This is a genomic window from Rugamonas aquatica (assembly GCF_009380215.1).
Classification (GTDB): Bacteria; Pseudomonadota; Gammaproteobacteria; order Burkholderiales; family Burkholderiaceae_D; genus Rugamonas; species Rugamonas aquatica_B.
In genome coordinates this window covers 147635-167494 of the sequence record NZ_WHUG01000008.1, presented here as the reverse complement: position 1 = coordinate 167494, position 19860 = coordinate 147635, and the positions used below count along the sequence as shown (strand labels likewise).

The 19860-nt window shown below is 62.6% G+C and carries 19 protein-coding genes and 1 pseudogene; 10 read left to right on the top strand and 10 right to left on the bottom strand.

The genetic code is table 11. The annotated features are described in order from the left end of the window. Positions 1–234: 234 nt before the first annotated feature. Together GEV02_RS19950 and GEV02_RS19945 are read left to right on the top strand one after the other, a co-directional pair. Entirely contained in the window at positions 235–1437 is a 1203-nt protein-coding gene (locus GEV02_RS19950; RefSeq protein ID WP_152839673.1) for an AAA family ATPase, read from the top strand. Between the two features lie 5 nt (positions 1438–1442). After that, positions 1443–2090: a hypothetical protein gene (locus tag GEV02_RS19945; protein ID WP_152839671.1), complete on the top strand. Its 648-nt coding sequence runs from the start codon at positions 1443–1445 to the stop codon at positions 2088–2090. A 180-nt stretch (positions 2091–2270) separates the two neighbouring features. Here the strand turns inward: GEV02_RS19945 and GEV02_RS33375 are convergent, their stop codons facing one another. The 4 genes and pseudogenes from GEV02_RS33375 to GEV02_RS19935 form a co-directional block, all read right to left on the bottom strand. Continuing rightward, on the bottom strand, positions 2271–2846 hold the full coding sequence (locus GEV02_RS33375; RefSeq protein WP_235922856.1) for a DNA-primase RepB domain-containing protein: 576 nt from the start codon (positions 2844–2846) through the stop codon (positions 2271–2273). Between the two features lie 5 nt (positions 2847–2851). Further along, on the bottom strand, positions 2852–3202 hold the full coding sequence (locus GEV02_RS33370) for a mobilization protein (protein WP_235922855.1): 351 nt from the start codon (positions 3200–3202) through the stop codon (positions 2852–2854). 478 nt (positions 3203–3680) lie between these two features. Beyond that, a pseudogene (locus GEV02_RS33830) lies at positions 3681–4094 on the bottom strand (relaxase/mobilization nuclease domain-containing protein); the annotation flags it as partial. Beyond that, entirely contained in the window at positions 4084–4476 is a 393-nt protein-coding gene (locus tag GEV02_RS19935) for a plasmid mobilization protein (RefSeq protein ID WP_152839667.1), read from the bottom strand. The gene GEV02_RS19935 and the pseudogene GEV02_RS33830, both read right to left, overlap by 11 nt. Before the next feature lie 527 nt (positions 4477–5003). Between GEV02_RS19935 and GEV02_RS19930 the strand changes: the two genes are divergently transcribed. The 5 genes from GEV02_RS19930 to GEV02_RS19910 all read left to right on the top strand — a co-directional run bounded on the left by GEV02_RS19930 (position 5004) and on the right by GEV02_RS19910 (position 7995). Continuing rightward, positions 5004–5228, top strand: a complete 225-nt coding sequence (locus tag GEV02_RS19930) for a helix-turn-helix transcriptional regulator (RefSeq protein ID WP_152839665.1) — start codon at positions 5004–5006, stop codon at positions 5226–5228. A 471-nt stretch (positions 5229–5699) separates the two neighbouring features. Then, positions 5700–6419 (top strand): choice-of-anchor J family PEP-CTERM protein, encoded by a 720-nt coding sequence (locus tag GEV02_RS19925; RefSeq protein ID WP_152839663.1) that lies wholly within the window; start codon positions 5700–5702, stop codon positions 6417–6419. Between the two features lie 64 nt (positions 6420–6483). Next, positions 6484–6804 (top strand): hypothetical protein, encoded by a 321-nt coding sequence (locus tag GEV02_RS19920; RefSeq protein WP_152839661.1) that lies wholly within the window; start codon positions 6484–6486, stop codon positions 6802–6804. A gap of 98 nt (positions 6805–6902) precedes the next feature. Beyond that, positions 6903–7412: a glycine zipper 2TM domain-containing protein gene (locus GEV02_RS19915; protein WP_152839659.1), complete on the top strand. Its 510-nt coding sequence runs from the start codon at positions 6903–6905 to the stop codon at positions 7410–7412. 142 nt (positions 7413–7554) lie between these two features. Then, the gene (locus tag GEV02_RS19910; RefSeq protein WP_152839657.1) at positions 7555–7995 is read left to right on the top strand and encodes a hypothetical protein; all 441 of its coding nucleotides are present in this window, start codon (positions 7555–7557) and stop codon (positions 7993–7995) included. A 1-nt stretch (position 7996) separates the two neighbouring features. Here GEV02_RS19910 and GEV02_RS19905 read toward each other — a convergent pair whose 3' ends face one another. Genes GEV02_RS19905 through GEV02_RS19895 form a run of 3 tightly spaced genes read right to left on the bottom strand, consistent with a single transcriptional unit; the run spans position 7997 to position 11215 of the window. Next, positions 7997–9181, bottom strand: coding sequence for an ABC transporter permease (locus GEV02_RS19905; RefSeq protein WP_152807038.1), 1185 nt, complete (start codon positions 9179–9181; stop codon positions 7997–7999). A 55-nt stretch (positions 9182–9236) separates the two neighbouring features. Beyond that, the gene (locus tag GEV02_RS19900) at positions 9237–9983 is read right to left on the bottom strand and encodes an ABC transporter ATP-binding protein (protein ID WP_328595871.1); all 747 of its coding nucleotides are present in this window, start codon (positions 9981–9983) and stop codon (positions 9237–9239) included. Beyond that, on the bottom strand, positions 9980–11215 hold the full coding sequence (locus GEV02_RS19895) for an efflux RND transporter periplasmic adaptor subunit (protein WP_152839655.1): 1236 nt from the start codon (positions 11213–11215) through the stop codon (positions 9980–9982). Before GEV02_RS19895 ends, GEV02_RS19900 begins: the two co-directional genes overlap by 4 nt. 242 nt (positions 11216–11457) lie before the next feature. Between GEV02_RS19895 and GEV02_RS19890 the strand changes: the two genes are divergently transcribed. The 3 genes from GEV02_RS19890 (at position 11458) to GEV02_RS19880 (ending at position 16840) form a co-directional block, all read left to right on the top strand. Continuing rightward, a complete protein-coding gene (locus tag GEV02_RS19890; protein WP_152839653.1) occupies positions 11458–12432 on the top strand; it encodes an alpha/beta fold hydrolase in 975 nt (324 codons plus the stop codon). 146 nt (positions 12433–12578) lie between these two features. After that, the gene (locus GEV02_RS19885) at positions 12579–15917 is read left to right on the top strand and encodes an MHYT domain-containing protein (protein WP_235922844.1); all 3339 of its coding nucleotides are present in this window, start codon (positions 12579–12581) and stop codon (positions 15915–15917) included. Beyond that, on the top strand, positions 15914–16840 hold the full coding sequence (locus GEV02_RS19880) for a diguanylate cyclase domain-containing protein (RefSeq protein ID WP_152839651.1): 927 nt from the start codon (positions 15914–15916) through the stop codon (positions 16838–16840). The genes GEV02_RS19885 and GEV02_RS19880 overlap by 4 nt, the downstream gene beginning before the upstream one ends. On the opposite strand, the gene GEV02_RS19875 is transcribed toward GEV02_RS19880, so the two are convergent. From GEV02_RS19875 to GEV02_RS19865, 3 genes are read right to left on the bottom strand one after another with little or no spacing between them, the layout of a single operon-like run. Continuing rightward, the gene (locus tag GEV02_RS19875) at positions 16837–17289 is read right to left on the bottom strand and encodes a MaoC family dehydratase (protein WP_152839650.1); all 453 of its coding nucleotides are present in this window, start codon (positions 17287–17289) and stop codon (positions 16837–16839) included. The genes GEV02_RS19880 and GEV02_RS19875 overlap by 4 nt on opposite strands. After that, the gene (locus GEV02_RS19870) at positions 17289–18428 is read right to left on the bottom strand and encodes an acyl-CoA dehydrogenase family protein (protein ID WP_152839648.1); all 1140 of its coding nucleotides are present in this window, start codon (positions 18426–18428) and stop codon (positions 17289–17291) included. Before GEV02_RS19870 ends, GEV02_RS19875 begins: the two co-directional genes overlap by 1 nt. Positions 18429–18437: 9 nt before the next feature. Continuing rightward, positions 18438–19628 carry an acyl-CoA dehydrogenase family protein gene (locus GEV02_RS19865; RefSeq protein WP_152839646.1) on the bottom strand — a complete coding sequence of 397 codons (1191 nt, stop codon included), beginning with the start codon at positions 19626–19628 and terminating at the stop codon, positions 18438–18440. Positions 19629–19860 lie beyond the last annotated feature (232 nt).

Here is a 19860-nt window from a genome sequence, read left to right as displayed (position 1 = left end):
CGCGCACTTCTCGGCTAATCATTTTTCTGTGATTGCTGATAGACTTCCTTCGCTAATCGTGAATCGGCGATAGAACAGGGTGGACGTCGTGCATGCTTCACCTTGGTAAATTACTTGGTCGCGAGTATGATACTGGGCAACTGTCGCATAACGTACGACTTGGGTGCACCAAAGGTTTTTCTGGGATGCGCTTCAGTTCTCCGATTCAAGGGCGATACCAATTGGGCTCATTAAATGCTTAGAAAAATTGAGATTGGACACTTCAAGTCAATATTAGATCAGAAGATTGAATTTGGTCGCGTCAATATTTTTATTGGCTGTAACGGCGCTGGAAAAAGCAATATCCTCGAAGCTATTGGCATGTTTTCAGCAGCGACGACAGGTGATATTCAGTACGAAAAATTGACAGCGCGCGGGGTAAGGCTCTCGTCTCCCGAAGTATTCAAAAGCGCACTTAAATCGCAGGGCAAGCGAAAGCCTACTTTTTCCCTTGCAGGGACGTTCGATCAATTAAAGTACTCGGCGAGTATCCGTGCTCGTAGTGGGACCTCCAATTCGTCTCCATTTGACTTTCAATCTGAGAAATTCACGGAACTTGGAAAGAAGTTAAAAGGTCGCAGCCCGAATAGTCGAGTTACCGATGAATTGCCTCCACCAGAGATGAGTGTAATTTCTTATCTCGAAGCGTTAGGAAAATTGAGCGATAGCCAGAAAGATTCAATTAAAAGTATTCGTGATTTCGCGATTTTTGCACCATCCACGCCTATTTTACGGGGTGTATCGCCAGACGAAAGCAAGAGAAGTCCGCTGGGCTTGTATGGCGGTGGTCTTGAGCAAGGATTTTCGAATTTACTTCGACCGCCGGCGAGGGACGCGGCAGTTGAGTTTTTTAAAATGTTTGATTGGATTCAGTCAATTGGCGTTCGATCACCAAATAAAAAAATTCAATCAAGTCATATTCATACCCCCAATAAAGTTGTCACTTTCACTGACAAATTTATGAGTAGTGAATTTGATAAATTGTATGCATATGACGTTAGTGAAGGTGCTTTATATGTATTCTTCGTGTTACTGTTGTTAACATTGAAGGATTCTCCAAGTATTTTTGCACTCGATAATGTCGACAGCGCATTAAATCCTGGAATGGTTAGAACTCTGGTTGCGAAGATTGTTAAATATACTCAGGAGAACAATCGCCAAATCTTTATGACGACTCATAATCCTACTGCGTTGGATGCAATTGACCTCTTTGATGATGAACAACGAGTTTTTGTCGTCAAACGTGCAGATAGATCAGGAGCTACTATAGTTGAGCGGATTGCACCTCCGGAAAATATGACTAAGGAAGAATGGGTAGATCAATATTCGGGTATGCGCTTATCCAATCTTTGGCTGGAGGGTATAATACCCGGTGCCTTGCCACCATCTGATTTCTGACAGCGATGACAAAGAAATATCTTCTTGTTTGTGAAGGCCCGACTGATATTGTTATTCTCAATAAGATCGCAGAACATTTAGGCGGAAAGATTGTTGAAATCTCCCCTGCAAAGGATGCGACGTCGAATACATATCCTCCACAAGGTTGGACTGAGGTGAAAAATTGGTGCATGCGCCACGGCAAATTGAAAACAAAGGGTAATCCCCTTGAATTTTATATGCGCATGCACAAAGCTGATGGTCTTATCATTCAAATAGATACGGACATTGCGAATTTTATTAAATTTGAGGGCCAGGGCGGTGTCCCTGGCGATAAGGCTTGGTGCAGTAATGCCATTGATCAATGGCTTGGAACCAATTCAGGGTTAGCGACTACTCATTATATTTTGACGACACAGTCAACTGAGATTTGGATCGTAGCTACATATTCAAACACAAGACTAGGTTTACCCGCGAATTCCCTTAAAGATTATGAAACAATCGCAGATCCGCAGTTGCAACTAGTACAACTAGGTTATGCCGTTGAAAAAGGTGTATTGAAAAAATCAGAGAAACAATACCGGATGCCAAAATATGCTCCAAGAATTATTGAACATTTGAGTAAGGCAAAATATCGCTCGATGGAGCTAAAAAAATTTATCGATCTATTCTAGTGACATACCCTGTCTCGGAGGGAATAAGTTCGATGGTGTTGTGCATGATATGCTCGAACGTAGCCTTCGCGACAACGGTACCTATTGTCAATTTCAGCAAATGACGACCGTCTGATCGGGACGAAAGCCACCGGTCGCCTGAACTGAGAGAGTTAAAATTTGATTAAAACCTGTATTTCTCTAGCGTTGAGGACCGAGTGACCGATTACGTTGCCGGTCACGATTGGTCTCTAAAGCCTTGTTGTCATCCGGCTGCAAGCGCGTGAGGTAAGTTGCCGCCGATGGCGCAAGCCGGCCACCGCATTCCTCCACCAGTACGTATGGATGCTGTTCACGTCGCCTCTGCACCTGTTGGTTTGTGAATCCCGCCAATCGACCATCGGTGCGACTAATGGCTTTCGCGCCGTGTCGTCCCAGGCCTTGCGCCAGCCCTTCCGCCGCTCGGCCGCGTAAAGGCGCGTCCAGAGGGCGCTGGGATAACTTCACCCACGCCTGGTACTCGTCCCGGCCAGTCTCCACAACTGTGGCAGGGGCGAAACCCCGTTCACGCAGTGTCCGCAAGTCATCCTTTTTCAATCCCCCCAAGAGCACAAGCCCATGCTCGCCGTCGGGCCGTATCCAGACATCGTATCCTCGTGCGTTCATGCGCTTGAGCCATGCCACGCTCTTGATCACTTCCGCCTTGCGCCAGCGCCGTTCCTCTTGCTTGCCCTGCTTTGCGTCCACCAGCGTCACCACGAAATGATCAACGCCCATCGCCGTTATTTGCCTTTGCGCGGCTTCAGCGCTGCGATCTCGGGCCGCAGCAGTTCTGCGACCACCTTCGCGTCCAGCGTGTTCTGGACCGTCGGCGCTGGCGCCAGCCAAAGCCAGAATACGCTCACGAGCAGCCCTGTCACCATTCCCGTCAACAGCGCTATCAGGTAATGACTCACTTCCATCCGCCGCCCCGCCTGGTCCAGTCGTTCGGCTGCCTTCTCGGCCGCTACCGTCGCGTTGCGCCACGACATGATCGCCATCTCGACCTGCGTCCGGAATTGCTCGCCCTGCGCCCGGCTGTGCTGCCCGATCTGCTCCAGGCTCACCCTCGTCTCGTCCGTCAACGCCGCCATCGCCTGTGCGAGCGGCTCCAACAGCGTCGCCAGTTCTTCCGCGCTGGTCAGCTTCGCCTGACGCAAGCTCTCGATTTGTTGGTTCAGCGCTTCCACCCGCGCCGCGTTCGAGGCAGCGGCCAACTGCCGCACCGTCTCGCTCTTTGTCATAGCTCACCCCGCGTTTCGCCAGCCCCATCGGGCTGTAGCCCTTCCCCAGGTCGCTGCCCTTCATCATCACGCCGTCCAGCCGGTACGACAGACCCGACATCTTGCGGCCCTCCAGCTGCGTGACTGGCACCAGCTCGACGCCAACCGCCGCCAGGCGCTCGGCGTATTCACTGAAGCTGTGGCAATGGGCGGCCGCGCCATCGCACAGCTGCTGCAAGCGCTGGCGCGTCGATGGCACGCCGGTGCGCAAGCCTTCCTCGATCTCGCCCTTGGTCAACGCGTGGCGCTGGGCTGCAACTGACGGCGTCACGCGCTGCAAATCGAATTCGCGCTCGATGGCGCGCATCAGCGTCTCCTGGCGGCGGTAGTCATGGCTGTCGGATGTGACACCGCCATCAAAGCGGACGCGGTTCACCAGCAGGTGAATATGCTCGTGCTCAGTGTCCATGTGGCGCGTCACAAGGTACTGATTGTTCTCCAGCCCCATGCCGTGCAGGTAGCGCTGCGCCACCTGCTGCCACTGCTCATCGCTCAGATGCTCGCCCGGTGCCGCCGACAGCGACACATGCAGCACCGCCTTGCCCAGCTTGGGCCGCAGCTTGCGGACCTCGCCGAGTTCCTTCGCCAGTTCTCGCGCTGTCGTGCCGCTCATATTGGTGTCGATCACGCGGCCCTGCTCTTTGTTCAAGTCGTAATCGAGAGCGCCACGAAAGCCTCGCCCTTTGACAGCCTTAGCGATCATCGTCGACTACCTCCACGCCGAGCAAGGCCTGGCGCAAGCGCCGCGTCTCCGTCAGCAAGCGCGCCAGCAAGGCATCGGCCACCGTCACCTTGCGCCCCTCATTGGCCAGGCGCGTGAGCTGGTTCAGGTTCGCGGCCAAGCGCGCCAGTTCGACGTACTGTTCTCGATTGATCGCCGCTACGGGAGGAGATGGCAAACGCCTGGATAGCGCGGCGGCCCGCAGCCATTGGGCCGGTTTCATGTGCATGGCGGCGGACCGTTCGCACAGCGTGATGTATTCGCTGGCAGAGACGCGCACGCCGATGACGGCGGTGCGGACAGCGGCAGGGTCGCCTTTGCGGCGGCCGCCTTTGGACTTGCGGGGAGTGAGATCGGTATTCATCACGCGACCTGGCCGGCTTTGGTGAGCGGAGCGAATGCAGTCAGACGAGCGTAGCGAGAGCAGCCCCGCAGGGCAAGCCACGTTTGAGTGAAACGAAAACATGGCTTGCTCCTAGCCCGACGGCACTTCGTCTACCACTGTAGCCGGACTGTGCCGATACACGATGAGCCGTATCAAGCGGCGTCGATTATTTAGGCGAAGCAAGCCGACTGCGGTCACTGGCGCCGACACGGCAGCCTTGCCGCATTCAATACTAGCCAGAGGCGCGCCGACCGCAGCCGCGAACGAGACGCCATGTTGGCTTGGATGCTCAGCCCGGTGCCTGGCCAGATGTCTTTCACCTGTCGGCATATCTCATGCGCCGGCGCCTGGAATTACCGACTTCAGCAGCACAACGATCTGATACGTGAAAAATGACGCATAGCTACTTTACCTATGAGTGTACTGCGTTGCCTCAATCCTTCGCCAACTAAGCAGATCAAAATGGCAAGGTCAGCCACAGTCAACTTAACTTTCCCGGAGCCAAAATGAAAAATCCTCCGAACCACAATCCAGCCCAACTCAAGCCAGAACGAATACCGATGTTGTACAAGATCACCAGCGTCATGGCCCTGCTGGAAATTTCCCACGCGACGGTCTACCGGATGGTAGCGAACGGCGAGCTAGACTTAATCAAGCTTAGCTCCAGGGCAAGCAGAATCACCTCCGCCAGCGTCGCGCGGGTGCTTGCGAATCGATCAGGCAAGGACTAAAATCTTCAATGAAATCATTGGGTTCCTGCGAAAGGAACCGCGAACGCGAATTCAAGTGACGGTATTTTTGACGGTATTTTCCGCTCAGCCGTATAGACCGCCTTTAGTGGCGGCCTCGCTTTGAAGTCGAGGTTCCGGCTCCCGCACCACCCAACAGTGTTATCAAGTATCATCAAACTTCTAACCCGCATGCTGCGAAGCATAGCGGGTTTTTTGTTGCATCAACACATGATCGTCAGCGTGCTTGCCCGCTTGGGGTCTCCGCAGCCGGCATGCCAGCGCACCACCACCCCACCGTTGTTGTTTTTGTCCTAAATCATATAAATCATATGCAAAATTGTTTAAATTTTCATATTTTTATTGTGCTTATGTTATCTTTGAATCATGCAAGCTCATCTGTAAAAGATTGCATGGCCCGGCGTGGCGGGGGCTTCGCCGGATTTCATTAGATTGCTTGATGGAGGTGTAGAAATGGCTGTTTCGTTTAAATCTGCTGTGATTTCCTCGCTGTTCCTGGCATCCGTTTTGAGCGCAGGCGCCGCTTCGGCCAACGCGCTCACCGAGAATTTCGACGGCGGCGTGCCTGCCGGCTGGACGGTGGTCAATAACAGCGATCCGCTGGGTTCGACCGATTGGTTCCAGGGTAATCCGGCCGTATTCGGTTCGTACCAGGGGGCAGCCAATTCCTACATCGGCGCCAACTTCAACAACGGTGCCGGCGTGGCCACCATCAGCAACTGGCTGATCCTGCCAACCTCGACCTACCACAACGGCGACACCCTGTCGTTCTACACCCGCACCGTTGACGGTTCGTCCTGGCCTGACCGCCTGGAAGTACGCTTCAGCAACGTCGGCGGCACCAATGTCGGCAATACCGCCAGCAGCGTCGGTTCGTTCAGCAGCCTGCTGCTGTCGGTGAACGGCGGCCAGGACGTGGGCGGCTACCCTGAGGAATGGACCAAGTACAGCGTGACGCTGAGCGGCCTGTCCGGCGCCACCAGCGGCGCCTTCGCCTTCCACTACTCGGTGGAGGACGGCGGCCCGTTCGGTGACAATTCCAACTACATCGGCATCGACAGCCTGTCGGTCACAGCCGTGCCGGAACCTAGCACCTACCTGATGCTGGGCGCCGGCCTGGGCCTGGTTGGCCTGGCACGCAAACGCAAAGCCAAAGCTGAGCACGCCGCTTAAGCAACATCCTTGGCAAACGCCGGACAGTGCCGCACCTCGTGGTGCTGTCCGGTAAAATGGCGCGATGCCTTCCGCCAAACTCCCCATCTTCCCCGGACCACTGACCGCGCGCGGCGCCGTGCTCGCCGTGCTGATTTCCGACGCCGACCAGACCGGCGCCCCGCCGCTGCAAGGCCGCACCTCGCTGGCCGCCATCGTCAAGGCGCTCAAGCGCAAATACCATTGGCCGGTCGAGACCAGCAGCTTCCCATCCAACACCGGCGACGGCCGCGCCAGCTGGGCCACGGTCTACAGCCTGCCGCCGGCCGTCATCGCCCGGGCGCTGGACCAGGGCGGCGGCCGCGAATGGCTGGAGCGCCGCAACGCCGCCCGCGGCGCGCCGTAACATCTGCTTACGCCGGATACACTTTCTGCGTCACCGGCTTTGTTCTCCAGCCCGTTATATGGGCAAGCGCCACCGTGGCGCAATATTGGAGAATAAAAATGACGACCACTCAAACCACCCGCATCCACCCACTGATGGCCGTAGCCGCCGTATCCCTGACCCTGGTCAGCCTGGTCGGCGCCGCGTCGATCGCCGGCCTGCTGCCGAGCTCCCATGCCACCCCGGACAACACGCCGGTCGCCGCCAACGTCGCGCCGGCAACGACCCAGTCGATGAACGGCCAGCCGATGAATGGCCAGCCGCTGGCCGCCCAGACGCAGCAGGAAACCCGCCCGGCCGTGGTTGAACACCGCACCGTGGTGCACCACCGCGACGCCCCGGCCCGCAACGTCAGCCATAACGACTACAGCGCCCAAAACGCGCCGGTGGCGCAGGCTCCGGCCCCGGCCCCGGTCGCACAGAACAGCCCGCTCGGCATGGGCATAGGCGCGGTGGTCGGCGGCTTGATCGGCAACCAGGTCGGCGGCGGCAAAGGCAAGACCGCAGCCACCATCGCCGGTGTGGTCGGCGGCGCCTACGTCGGCAACGAGATCGCCAAGAAGAACTAAGCACCCCGCACGCAACAACGGCCCGGCCCCGCACAGGGGACCGGGCCGTTTTGTTTGCGCTGGCTCAATGCGGGTTTAGTTTCTCGGTGGAAAATATGACATAATACCTGCCGCCCTATCCCCCGAACGCAAGCTTATCGTTATGACCATACCCACCGACCAACTCGAAGCCCCGCTGCAATTCTGGGAGTCGCGCGTCAAGGCCAGCCGCTGGCTGATCGTCAAGACGCTGTCGCTGGGCGTGCTGGCGGCCATCTGCGGCGTGCTGGGCCAGGGTTGGCTGGAGGACGCCAGTCCGCTGTTCCCCATCATCAGCCAGAACTACGGCATCTGGCAGGCCGGCTACCTGCTGGCCCTGCTCGTGGTGTTCCTGATCTGGGCCGCCGCCATGCTGCAGAAATTCAGCCTGCTGCAGAACAGCAAGCAAGGCCGCGCCATGCAGCAGCGCGTGGACGAGCACAACGAGCGCATCGCCCAGAAAAAACTCGAAGCCAAGCTGCGCCGCGAACAGGCACAGCAGGAGCGCGAGGCCGCCCCATCCTTCTTCAAGACTTCCCCGCGCAGCACCAAGTTCGACTACTGATCTACTCGTAGCGCAGGCAATCGACCGGCAGCAGGCGCGACGCGCGACGCGCCGGATAGAAGCCGAAGAACACCCCCACCAGGCTGGAGAAGCCGCACGCCACCACCACCGCCTGCAGCGTGATGAACACGTCGAACTTGCCGGTCGAGGTGATGGCGGCCGCCGCCCCGGTGGCCAGCATGATGCCGAAGATGCCGCCCACCAGGCAGATCACCACCGCCTCCGTCAGGAACTGCAGCAGCACGTCGCGCGGCTTGGCGCCGATCGCCATGCGGATGCCGATCTCGCGGGTGCGCTCCGTCACCGACACCAGCATGATGTTCATGATGCCGATGCCGCCGACGATCAGCGAGATCGCGCCGATCAAGCCCAGCAGCGCGGCCAGGCCGGCGCTGATCTTCTGCGCGGTCTCGGCGAACGAGGCCAGGTTATCGATGCGGAAATCGTCCGGCTGCTCGAACTTGATGTGATGGCGGTCGCGCAGCGTTTCATTGATGTCCTGGATCGCATCCTGCAGATTGCCGCCGGACTTGCCCTGCGCCACCACGTAATGCACATTGCCGGGGAACGGCAGCCGCACCAGGTTGGCCGCCGAGGCCGTGATCGGCACCAGCACGTAGTCGGCCAGGTCGCCGCCATCGACCTGCTTGCCCTCGCCGTACAGCACGCCCACCACCTGGAAGGACACGTTCTCGATGCGGATGTACTTGCCCAGCGGGTCGACCTTGTAGAAGAACTGGTCGGCGATCTTCTTGCCGATCACCACCATGCGCGAGGCGGCGCGCACATCGGCGTCGCTGAAGGCGCTGCCCTTGTCGATCTTCCAGCCGCGGATCTTGAACATGGCCGGCGTCACGCCGTGCACCGTCTTCGACGCGTTCTCGTTGCCGACCGCCAGGTTGAAGCCGCCCTGCAGCACACCGGCCGCGCCGGCCAGCGACGGCAGCGCGTTGAGCGCCGCCGCATCGGCCATGGTCAGCGCCGGCGCCGCGCCGGTGCGCATGCGTTGCTGCTGCGCGCGGTCGCCGCCGGGCGAGACGAACAGCATGTTGGTGCCCAGCTGTTCCAGCTCCTTGGCGATGAAGCGCTTCATGCTGTCGCCGACAGCCAGCAGCAGCACCACCGAGGTGATGCCGATGATGATGCCCAGCATGGTCAGCAGCGTGCGCAGGCGGTTCGCCATCATCGAGCGAAACGCCTCTACCACTATCTGTAAAGGATTCATGATTGTTTTATATGGTTTATACGGTTAGCGCGTCATGGCTCTGCGACATCAGCCGCAGGCCCTCGGCGGCCGGGCCGTCGTACAGCACGTGGCCGTCCTTGAGGCGCATCAGCCGCTTGCTGTAGGCCGCGATGTCCGGTTCGTGCGTCACCAGCAAAATCGTGATGCCGCGTTCCTCGTTCAGTTGCTGGAACGAGCGCATGATTTCGATGCTGGTCTGCGTATCGAGGTTGCCGGTCGGCTCGTCGGCCAGGATCAGCGGCGGATCGCCCACCAGCGCGCGCGCGATCGCCACCCGCTGCTGCTGGCCGCCGGACAGCTGGTTGGGCGTGCGCTTGGCATAATCCTTCAGGCCCACGCGCTCCAGCTCCACCAGCGCCTTGGCGTGCGCCTTCGAGCGCGACACGCCGGCGTAGATCAGCGGCAGCGCCACGTTCTCCGCCACGCTCATGCGCTTGATCAGGTTAAAGCTCTGGAACACGAAACCGATGGTGCGGTTGCGGATGCTCGCCAGCTCGGCGCGCGACAGGGTCAGCGTGTCGACGCCGTTCAGGTGGTAGCTGCCGCCGGTGGCCTGGTCGAGACAGCCGAAGATATTCATCAGCGTCGACTTGCCCGAGCCGGACTGTCCCATCACCGCCAGGAAGTCGCCGCGCGGCACGGCCAGGTCGATACCGAACAAGACCTGGGTTTCGACGTTGCCGGAGAAATAGCTCTTGGTGACCTGGCGGATATCGATCAGCAGTTGCGGCGCCGTCGTCACAGATCACCCGGCTTTTCATTGATGGCGCGGGTGATGACCTTGTCGCCTTTTTTCAGCTCGCCGCCCACCACCTCGGTGTAGCGGAAGTTGGACAGGCCGATCTTGATATCCCTGGCCACCGGGTTGTTCTTGTCGTCCATGGTGTAGATCTTGAACGAGCGCGCCAGTTCGCTCTTGCTGCGGAAGGCGGCGTCATCCTCCTGCGGCGCTTCGACCACGGCCACGGCGGCGGCCGACGCGCTGGCGCTGCCGGCCTTGGCGGCGGCCGCCTTGTCCTTCTTGGCCTGCTTCTCGACTTCCTCGTCGCTGAGACGGAAGCGCAGCGCGGCGGTCGGGATGCGCAGCACCTGCTGGCGGTTGCCGACCAGCAGGCGCACCTGGGCCGTCATGCCCGGCTTGAGCAGCTCTTCCTTGTTGTCCACGTCCAGCACCACGTTGTAGGTGACGACGTTCTGCACCACGTTGGCGGCCAGGCGGAACTGGCGCATGCGCGCCTCGAACTCCTTGTCCGGATAGGCGTCGACCACGAAGCGGGCCGCCTGCCCATCCTTCAGCGCGCCGACATCGGCCTCGGAAACGCTGGTGTCGATCTGCATCTTGGTCAGGTCGCGGGCGATCTGGAACAAGGTCGGCGTGGTGAACGAGGCGGCCACGGTCTGGCCCAGGTCCACCGTGCGCTTGATGATGACGCCGTCGATCGGCGAGCGGATCACGCTGTTGTCGAGGTCGGCCTGGGCGCGCGCCAGCTGCGCCTGCGCCAGCTGGATATTGGCCTGGGCCACGTCGACCTCGCGCTTGGACTGGTCCAGCGCCAGCGGCGAGATGAAGCTTTGCGTCACCAGCGTCTGGTTGCGCTGGTGGGTGGCCTGCGCCAGGCGCAGGCTGGCCCGCGCCGACGCCAGTTGCGCCTCGACCTGGCGGATCTGGGCGTTGAAGATGGTCGGGTCCAGCTTGAGCAGCACCTGGCCCTTTTGCACGTGGTCGTTGAAATCCGCCTTCAGTTCGCTCACCGTGCCCGACACCTGCGAGCCGATGTTAATCAGCGCCACCGGGTTGATGGTGCCGGTGGCCGTCACCGTCTGCGTGATGTTGCCGGTGTCGGCGGCGGCCACGCGGAAGCGCGGCGCCTCGACCACCGGGGCCTTGCTTTTGGAGTACCAGGCGGCGCTGGCGCCGCCGATAACGAGCAGGCCGACGGCCAGCGCGATCTTCTTCTTGGTCAGGAAAGCCATCGTCTCTACACATCCCATAGGTGAGATCCGTCGATATGCGGATCAGCTCGCCAAGTATATGGAGTTTTGCAAAGAATGCAATCATGCAAGTCTTAAGCCCCGGCTCTCCCCTTGGACGGAGACGGCGGCGCCCCCATCGCGGTATGTGCAAAGTCGCAATCCGGGATTGCACGTATGGGCGTTCCCGGCGTGGAAAAACCGCCCTACCATGGCTTCATCACTCACCCTCATAGGAAGTCATCATGTCCAGCAGCGCAAGCCCGCAAGTCAATCCATCCCGCCGTTCCGCCATGGTCGGCGCAGCCGCCGCCGTGGCCGCCCTGCCGCTGGCCACCGTCAGCAGCGACAGCCATGCAGCAGGCGCCGGCGCCAAGGTGCAAAAGCACGGCAGCACCATCACCACCCGCGACGGCGTCGAGATCTACTACAAGGATTGGGGCCCGCGCGCCGGCCAGCCGGTGATCCTGAGCCACGGCTGGCCGCTGAACGCCGACAGCTGGGAATCGGCCGCCTTCCACCTGGCCAACAACGGCTTCCGCGTCATCACCCATGACCGCCGCGGCCACGGCCGTTCGAGCCAGCCCTGGGACGGCAACGACATGGACCACTACGCCGACGACCTGGCGCAGCTGATCGAAGCGCTGGATCTGCACAACATCATCCTGGCCGGCTTCTCGACCGGCGGCGGTGAAGTGGCGCGCTACGTGGGCCGTCACGGCACCAAGCGCATCGCCAAGCTGGGCCTGATCTCGGCCGTGCCGCCGCTGATGCTGAAGACCGACAGCAATCCGGGCGGCCTGCCGATCGCAGTGTTCGACGGCATCCGCGCCGCCTCGGTCGCCAACCGCGCGCAGCTGTACCTGGACATCGCCTCGGGTCCGTTCTACAACTACAACCGTCCGGGCGCCAAGCCGTCGCAGGGCATCATCGACGCCTGGTACGCGCAGGGCATGCAGGCCGGCCACAAGAACACCTATGACTCGATCAAGGCCTTCTCCGAAACCGACTTCCGCGACGACCTGAAAAAGTTCGACAAGCCGACGCTGGTGATCCACGGCGAGGACGACCAGATCGTGCCGATCAACGCCGCCGGCCGCGCCTCGGCCGCCATCGTCAAGCACGCCAAGCTGATTACCTACCCTGGCGCGCCGCACGGTTTGACCGACACCCACAAGGAACAGTTCAACGCCGATTTCCTGGCCTTCGCCAAATCCTGATTAAATCCGGGGTCAGGTCTGACATTTGGACACGAGCTCAACCCTAACGCATGTTACGGTTGAGCTCGTGTCCAAATGTCAGACCTGACCCCGGATTTTATGTGATAAGGTTTCTGCTGTGCCCAGTTCGCATCAGCGGAAACCTTATGAATCTCGATACTCTCCTGCAGCTGTTCGCGCGCCCCGCCGATCCCACGCTGATCCAATACGGCAGCTACACGCCGACCCTGGTACTGCTTTCCATCTTGATAGCCATCTTTTCCTCATGGATGGGATTGCAGGTGGTCGCCCAGGCCCAGTCCAGCAAGAGCCGCGGCCTGCGCGCCATCATGCTCGGCACCGGCAGCCTAGCGCTGGGCTGCGGTGTCTGGGCCATGCACTTCATCGGCATGCTGGCCTTCAACCTGTGCACGGCGGTCGACTACGACCACGTCGTCACCATGCTGTCCGTGCTGCCCAGCCTGGCCGCTTCCGGCATCGCGCTGTCCATCATCAGCCGCCGCCAGCTCGGCACCGGCTCGCTGCTGACCGGCGGCCTGCTGGTCGGCGCCGGCATCGGCGCCATGCACTACACCGGCATGGCCGCGATGCGCATGGCCTTCGACCTGTACTACGATCCCATGATGTTCGGCCTGTCCATCGTGGTGGCCGTGGTGCTGGCCACGCTGGCGCTGTGGGTGCGCTTCGGCCTGCGCCTGCACACCCGCCTGCCGTCCAGCGTGCTGGGTGTAATCAGCGCCACCGTCATGGGCTGCGCCATCGCCGGCATGCACTACACCGGCATGGCGGCCGCGCGCTTCGCCGGCCAGCCGCAGAGCGGCGCCGCGCCCGAACAAAGCAGCACCTTCCTGGCGCTGGCGATCTCGCTGATCACGGTCGCCATCACCATCTTCATCATGTCGGCCAACGGCCTGCTGCGCTACCGCGAACTGTTCCGCCAGAAAAGCGAGAGCGAAGCCTGGATGCGCGCCCTGCTCACCACCACCATCGACGGCGTGGTCACCGTCGACCGCGCCGGCGTGATCCATGAATTCAATGCCTCGGCCGAGCGCATCTTCGGCTGGCGCCGCGATGAAATCGTCGGCCGCAACATCCGCCTGCTGATGGACGACACCCAGCGCTCCGAACAGGACGGCCTGCTCAACTACCTGCGCACCGAGAACTCGGCCATCCCCGGCCAGGGCAGCGAAGTGATCGCGCTGCGCAAGGACCGCAGCAAAGTGCCGATCCGGCGCGCGCTGGGCCACGCGCGGCTGGCCGAGCGCGACCTGTTCGTGCTGTTCATCACCGACATCAGCGAACGGCGCGCCATCATGCAGGCGCTGCGCGACAGCGAGCAGCAGTTCCGCTCGCTGATCGGCAACATCCCCGGCATCTCCTTCCGCAGCAGCATGCGCTTCGACGCGCCGCCGGCCTTCGTCAGCGACGGCATCGAGCGCCTGGCCGGCTACCCGGCCAGCGACTTCGTCGGCGACGGCCGCAGCCGCACGCTGGGCAGCCTGATCGTGTCGGAAGACCGCGCCGGCGTCGAGGCCGAGATCGACCGCGCCGTCGACGAACTGAGCGCCTACCAGGTCGAGTACCGGCTGCGCCACGCCGACGGCCACACCAGCTGGATGTGGGAGCACGGCGCCGTCACCCAGGACGAGAGCGATCCCGAACTGCGCTGGATCGACGGCGTCATCCTCGACATCAGCGAGCGCCGCCAGATGGAGCAGCAGCTGCGCAAGGCCAAGGAGACGGCCGAGCAGGCGGCCGCCGCGCGCGCCAGCTTTGTCGCCAACATGAGCCATGAAATCCGCACGCCGATGAACGCCATCCTCGGCTTCACCGACGTGCTGCTGGACACCGAACTCGACGACAGCCAGCGGCGCCACCTGGACACGGTGCGCAAGGAAGGCCGCTCGCTGCTGCGCCTGCTCAACGAAATCCTCGACACCGCCAAGCTGGACAAGGGCGCGGTGGAGCTGGAGCCGGACGACTACAGCCTGCTCGGCCTGATCGACGAACTGGCCTCCACCTTCGGCAGCAACGCCCGCAGCAAGGGCCTGGCCATCGACATCGTCTACGCCCCGTCGCTGCCGGCCTGGCTGCACGGCGACGAGCTGCGCATGCGCCAGATCCTCGGCAACCTGCTCGACAACGCCATCAAGTTCACCGCCGCCGGCACCATCAGCCTGCGCGCCGGCGCGGCCCAGGGCCAGCTGCAGATCGCCGTGCAGGACACCGGCATCGGCATCGCGCCGGAGCGGCTGGAAGCGATCTTCGATCCCTTCACCCAGGCCGACCCCTCGATGACGCGGCGCTTCGGCGGCACCGGCCTGGGCACCACCATCAGCCGCCAGCTGGTGGCGCTGATGGGCGGCAAGCTGTGGGCCGAGAGCACGCCCGGCGTGGGCACCACCTTCCACCTGACGCTGCCGCTGGAGCCGGCCCGCAACGACGGCAGCCAGAGCGCCGAGCGCACCGCCTATCCGCTGCCGCCGCTGCGCGTGCTGGCGGCCGACGACGTGCCGCAGAACCTGGAGCTGCTGACCCTGCTGATGAACAAGCGCGGCCACACGCTGGAGCGCGCCGGCGACGGCGCCGCCGCGCTGCGCATGTCGGCCGAGCGCAGCTACGACCTGATCCTGATGGACATGCAGATGCCGCAGATGGACGGCCTGGCCGCCACGCGCGCCATCCGCGCCCGCGAGCGGCAAGCCGGCGCGCCGGCCGTCCCCATCGTCGCCATGACGGCCAGCGTGCTGGCCGCGCACCGCGAGGCCGCCGCCGCCGCCGGCATGAACGGCTTCGCCTCCAAGCCGGTGGACTGGTATGCGCTGTCGCACGAGATCGCCCGCGTGATGGCGCTGCCGCCGCTGGAGCAGGCGCCGGCCGCGGCCGACGCGCCGGCGCGCGCCCGCGTGCTGAACCAGAAGACCGGCCTGCAGCGCTGGTCCGGCGACGAAGTCAAATACCACCAGGCGCTGCACCGCTTCGCCACCGACTACGGCGACGCCGCCACGTCGCTGGCGCGGCTGTTCGCCAGCGACAGCGAGACCCGGCTGGCCGAAGCGCAGGCCTGCTGCCACAAGGTGCGCGGCGTGGCCGCCAACCTGGGCGCCGGCGAGGTCGCCGGCCTGACCGCAGCGGTCGAGACGGCCCTGCGCCAGGACGCCGGCGCGGCCGTGCTGCTGGCCGCGCTGGAACCGCTGGAACAGGCGCTGCAACGGGTGGCGGACGGCGCCCGCCAGCTGTCGGCGCCGGCTGCGGACCAGCCCGCCAGCAACACGGTCGCGCATGACTTGCCGCAAAAGCTGGCGGAGTTGCAAAGTTTGCTTCAGAATAACAACTTGAAAGCCTTGGAGCATTTCCAGCAGCTGCGGCCCGCGCTGTCCGCGGCGGAGCCGGTTCGGGCTCTGGCGGAGGCGGTCGAAACGCTGAACTTCAAGGCGGCGCAGAAAATGGTGGAAGACATGTTGCAGCGAAAGGAAAGTGCATGAGTTGGACCGACCTGGCCAGGAATGGACGCATACTCGTGGTCGACGACGCCATGGAAAACATCCAGATCCTGCACCACGCCCTGCGTGACGAGCATGAAGTGCTGTTCGCGCTGGACGGCGAGAAGGCGCTGGAACTGGCGCTGGAGCAGCAGCCCGACCTGATCCTGCTGGACGCCGTCATGCCCGGCATGGACGGCTACGCGGTGTGCGCGGCGCTGCAGGCCTCGCCGCGCTTGCAGGACATCCCGGTGATCTTCGTCACCGCGCTGAGCCAGCCGGAAGACGAAACCCGCGCGCTGGAAGCGGGCGCGGTCGACTTCATCAGCAAGCCCTTCAACGTGGCGGTGGTGCGCGCCCGCGTGCGCAGCCAGCTGACCATCAAGCGCCAGGCCGACGCCATGCGCGAACTGAGCATGACCGACGGCCTGACCGGCGTGGCCAACCGCCGCAGCTTCAACGACACCCTCGACGCCGAATGGCGCCGCTGCGCGCGCGCCGGCCTGCCGCTGTCGGTCATCATGATCGACATCGACCACTTCAAGCTGTACAACGACCACTACGGCCACCAGGCGGGCGACCTGTGCCTGCAACAGGTGAGCGCGGCGATGGCGCGCTGCGCGTCGCGGCCGCAGGATATGCTGGCGCGCTACGGCGGCGAGGAATTCATCTTGCTGTTGCCGCAGGAAGCGGCCGAGGGCGCCGACGTGGTGGCGCGCCGCATCCTCGACGAGGTCGGCAGGCTGGCGGTGCCGCATGCGGCCTCGACGACTGCGCCGCACGTGACCGTCAGCCTGGGCGTGTGCACCGTGATGCCGCCGCTCGACGCCACCGACGCCAACGCCTTGATACGGCTGGCCGACAAGCAGCTCTACCTCGCCAAGCAGGGCGGCCGCAACCGCCACTGCACGACCGTGACGCCTTAGTCGCGGCGCATCAGGAACTCGGCGACGCAGACCGGCTTGTCGCCGCCCTCGCGCTCCACCACCACCGCCCACAGGATTTGCGCGCCGCCGGCGATATCGTCGATGGCGGCGATGGTCAGCCGCGCCCGCACCCGGCTGCCGGCCGGCACCGGCGCCGGAAAGCGCACCTTGTTCAGGCCGTAGTTCAGGCCCATCGTCATGTCCACCATGTGCAGCGCGTTGACCAGCAAGGCCGGCAGCAGCGCCAGCGTCAGGAAGCCGTGCGCCACCGTCGCGCCGTACGGCGATTCGCGCGCCGCCCGTTCGGGGTCGGTGTGTATCCACTGATGGTCGCTGGTGGCGTCGGCGAACAGGGCTATGCGCTGCTGGGTGATCTCCACCCAGTCCGACACCGCCACCTCATTGCCGATCTCGGCCTTCATGGCCGCCAGGTTGGCGAAGCTGCGCATCAGGAATGCTGCTGGAAGCCGCGCTGGGCGATGAAGCGCTCCAGGTGGTGGTCGACATCGCCCAGGGTCAGCTCGATCATGCCCAGCCGCTTGAAGTGGTGGGCGGCCGGCAGTTCGTCGGTGACGCCCATGCCGCCGTGCAGCTGCACCGCCTGCTGGCCCAGGAACTTCGACGCCTGGCCGACCCGCACCTTGGCCGCCGACACCACGCGCCGGCGTTCCTCGGCGTCGCCGCAGGACATGCGGGCCGCCGCCAGCATCGCCATCGAGCGCGCCTGTTCCAGATGGATGTACATATCGGCCATGCGGTGCTGCAGCGCCTGGAAGCCGCCGATCGGCGTGCCGAACTGCTTGCGCGTCTTCAGGTAGTCCAGCGTGGCGGCGAACAGCGCATCCATCGCGCCGACCGCTTCCGCGCACAGCAGGCTGGCGCCGTAGTCGGCCGCCTCGTCCAGCATCTCCCAGCCGCCGCCCAGCTTGCCCAGGAGCGCCGAGGCCGGCACCGCCACATGGCTGAACTGCACGGTGGCGGCGCGCTGGCCGTCGATGGTGCGGTAGTCGCGCACGATCACGCCCGGCGTATCGGCCGGCACCACGAACAGGCTGATGCCGTTGGTGTCGCGCTGGGCGCCGGCGCTGCGGGCCGAGACGATCAGCGCGCCGGCCTGGGCGCCGTGGATCACCACGGTCTTGGTGCCGTCGATGCGGTAGCCTTCGCCGTTGATGCTGGCGATGGTCTTGATGTCCGACAGCTCATGGCGCGAGTGCTTCTCGCCCAGCGCGCAAGCCAGTTTCAGCTCGCCGCTGGCGACTTCTTCCAGCAGATGGTGCTGGTTACCGGCCAGCTTGAGGAATTGCGCGCCCCAGACGGTGGCGAAGTAAGGCTCGACCACCAGGCCGCGGCCGATTTCCTGCATCACCACCCACAGGTCGACCGCGCTGCCGTCGAAGCCGCCCTGCTCTTCCGGCACCGGCAGCGCCGTCATGCCCAGTTCGACCAGCGTGTTCCAGGCCAGGTCGGACACGCCCGATGCCGAATGCACGATGCGGTGGCGCACGTCGAAGCCGTAATCCTTGTCGACCCAGCGGCGCAGGGCGTCGGCGAACTGCTGCTGTTCTTCTTTCAAATTAAAATCCATCGCTGCCCCTTACAGTCCCAGGATCATCTGGGTGATGATGTTTTTCTGAATCTCGTTCGAACCGCCGTAGATCGACGTCTTGCGGAAATTGAAGTAGTAGCCGGCCAGCGGCGCGGCGGCGTCATCGCCGGTGACGGCATGGTCGGCCTTGCCTTCGAGGTAGTCGGTATCGAAGGGCAGCGCGTCCGGGCCCAGGGCCTCGACCATCAGCTCGGTGAGCAGTTGCTGGATTTCCGAACCGCGCACCTTCAGCAGCGACGCTTCCGGGCCCGGCGCGTGCGACTCGCGGGTAATCACGCGCAGCACCGTGGTTTCCAGCGCCATCAATTCGATTTCCAGGCTGGCCACCTTGGCGGCGTAGACCGGATCCTGCAGCAGCGGCTTGCCGTGCTTGTAGTGTTCGGAGGCGATCTTCTTCAGGAACAGCAGCTCGCGCTTGGAGCGGCCGACGGCGGCGATGCCGGTGCGCTCGTGGCCCAGCAGGTATTTGGCGTAGGTCCAGCCCTTGCTTTCCTGGCCGATCAGGTTTTGCACCGGCACCTTGACGTTGTCGAAGAAGACCTCGTTCACCTCGTGGTCTTCATCGAGCATGATGATGGGGCGGATCGTGATGCCGGGGGTCTTCATGTCGATCAGCAGGAAGGAGATGCCCTCCTGCTTGCGCACGGTGCTATCGGTGCGGACCAGGCAGAAGATCATGTCGGCGTGCTGGGCCAGCGTGGTCCAGGTCTTCTGGCCGTTGACGATGTAGTGATCGCCGTCGCGTTCGGCGGTGGTCTTCAGCGAGGCCAGGTCGGAGCCGGAGCCGGGTTCGGAGTAACCCTGGCACCACCAGTCCTCGCAGCTGAGGATGCGCGGCAGATAGTGGGCCTTCTGCGCCTCGTTACCGAAAGCCATGATAACCGGCGCCACCATGTTGACGCCAAACGGCAGGATGGGCGGCGTACCGGCGCGGGCGCACTCTTCTTCCCAGATGTGGCGCTGGGTGGCGGTCCAGCCCGGGCCGCCGTGTTCGACCGGCCAGGCCGGCGCGGCCCAGCCCTGGCGGGCGACGATCTGGTGCCAGCGCACGTAGTCCTGGCGATTCAGGCGCAGATGGTTGCGGACCTTCTTCTGCAGATCGCTGGGCAGGTTAGCGTCGAGAAAAGCGCGCGCCGTGTCACGGAACGCCAGATCCGCCGCCGAATAGTTCAAATCCATGCTGTCTCCATATTCTTATGATCCCGCTAAAAAAGCACGATCGTTCAAATAATTGTACCCCAGATCCCGTTGTGGATTGTGGCATTTTTATAGGGCGACAGAATGGCGTTGTTTGTTCAGTCTTTGGGGATTTAGTTGTGCAAAATCCGGGGTCAAGTCTGACATTTGGACACGAGCGCAGCCGTAACTGTTCGCTACGGTTGAGTTCATGTCCAAATGTCAGACTTGACCC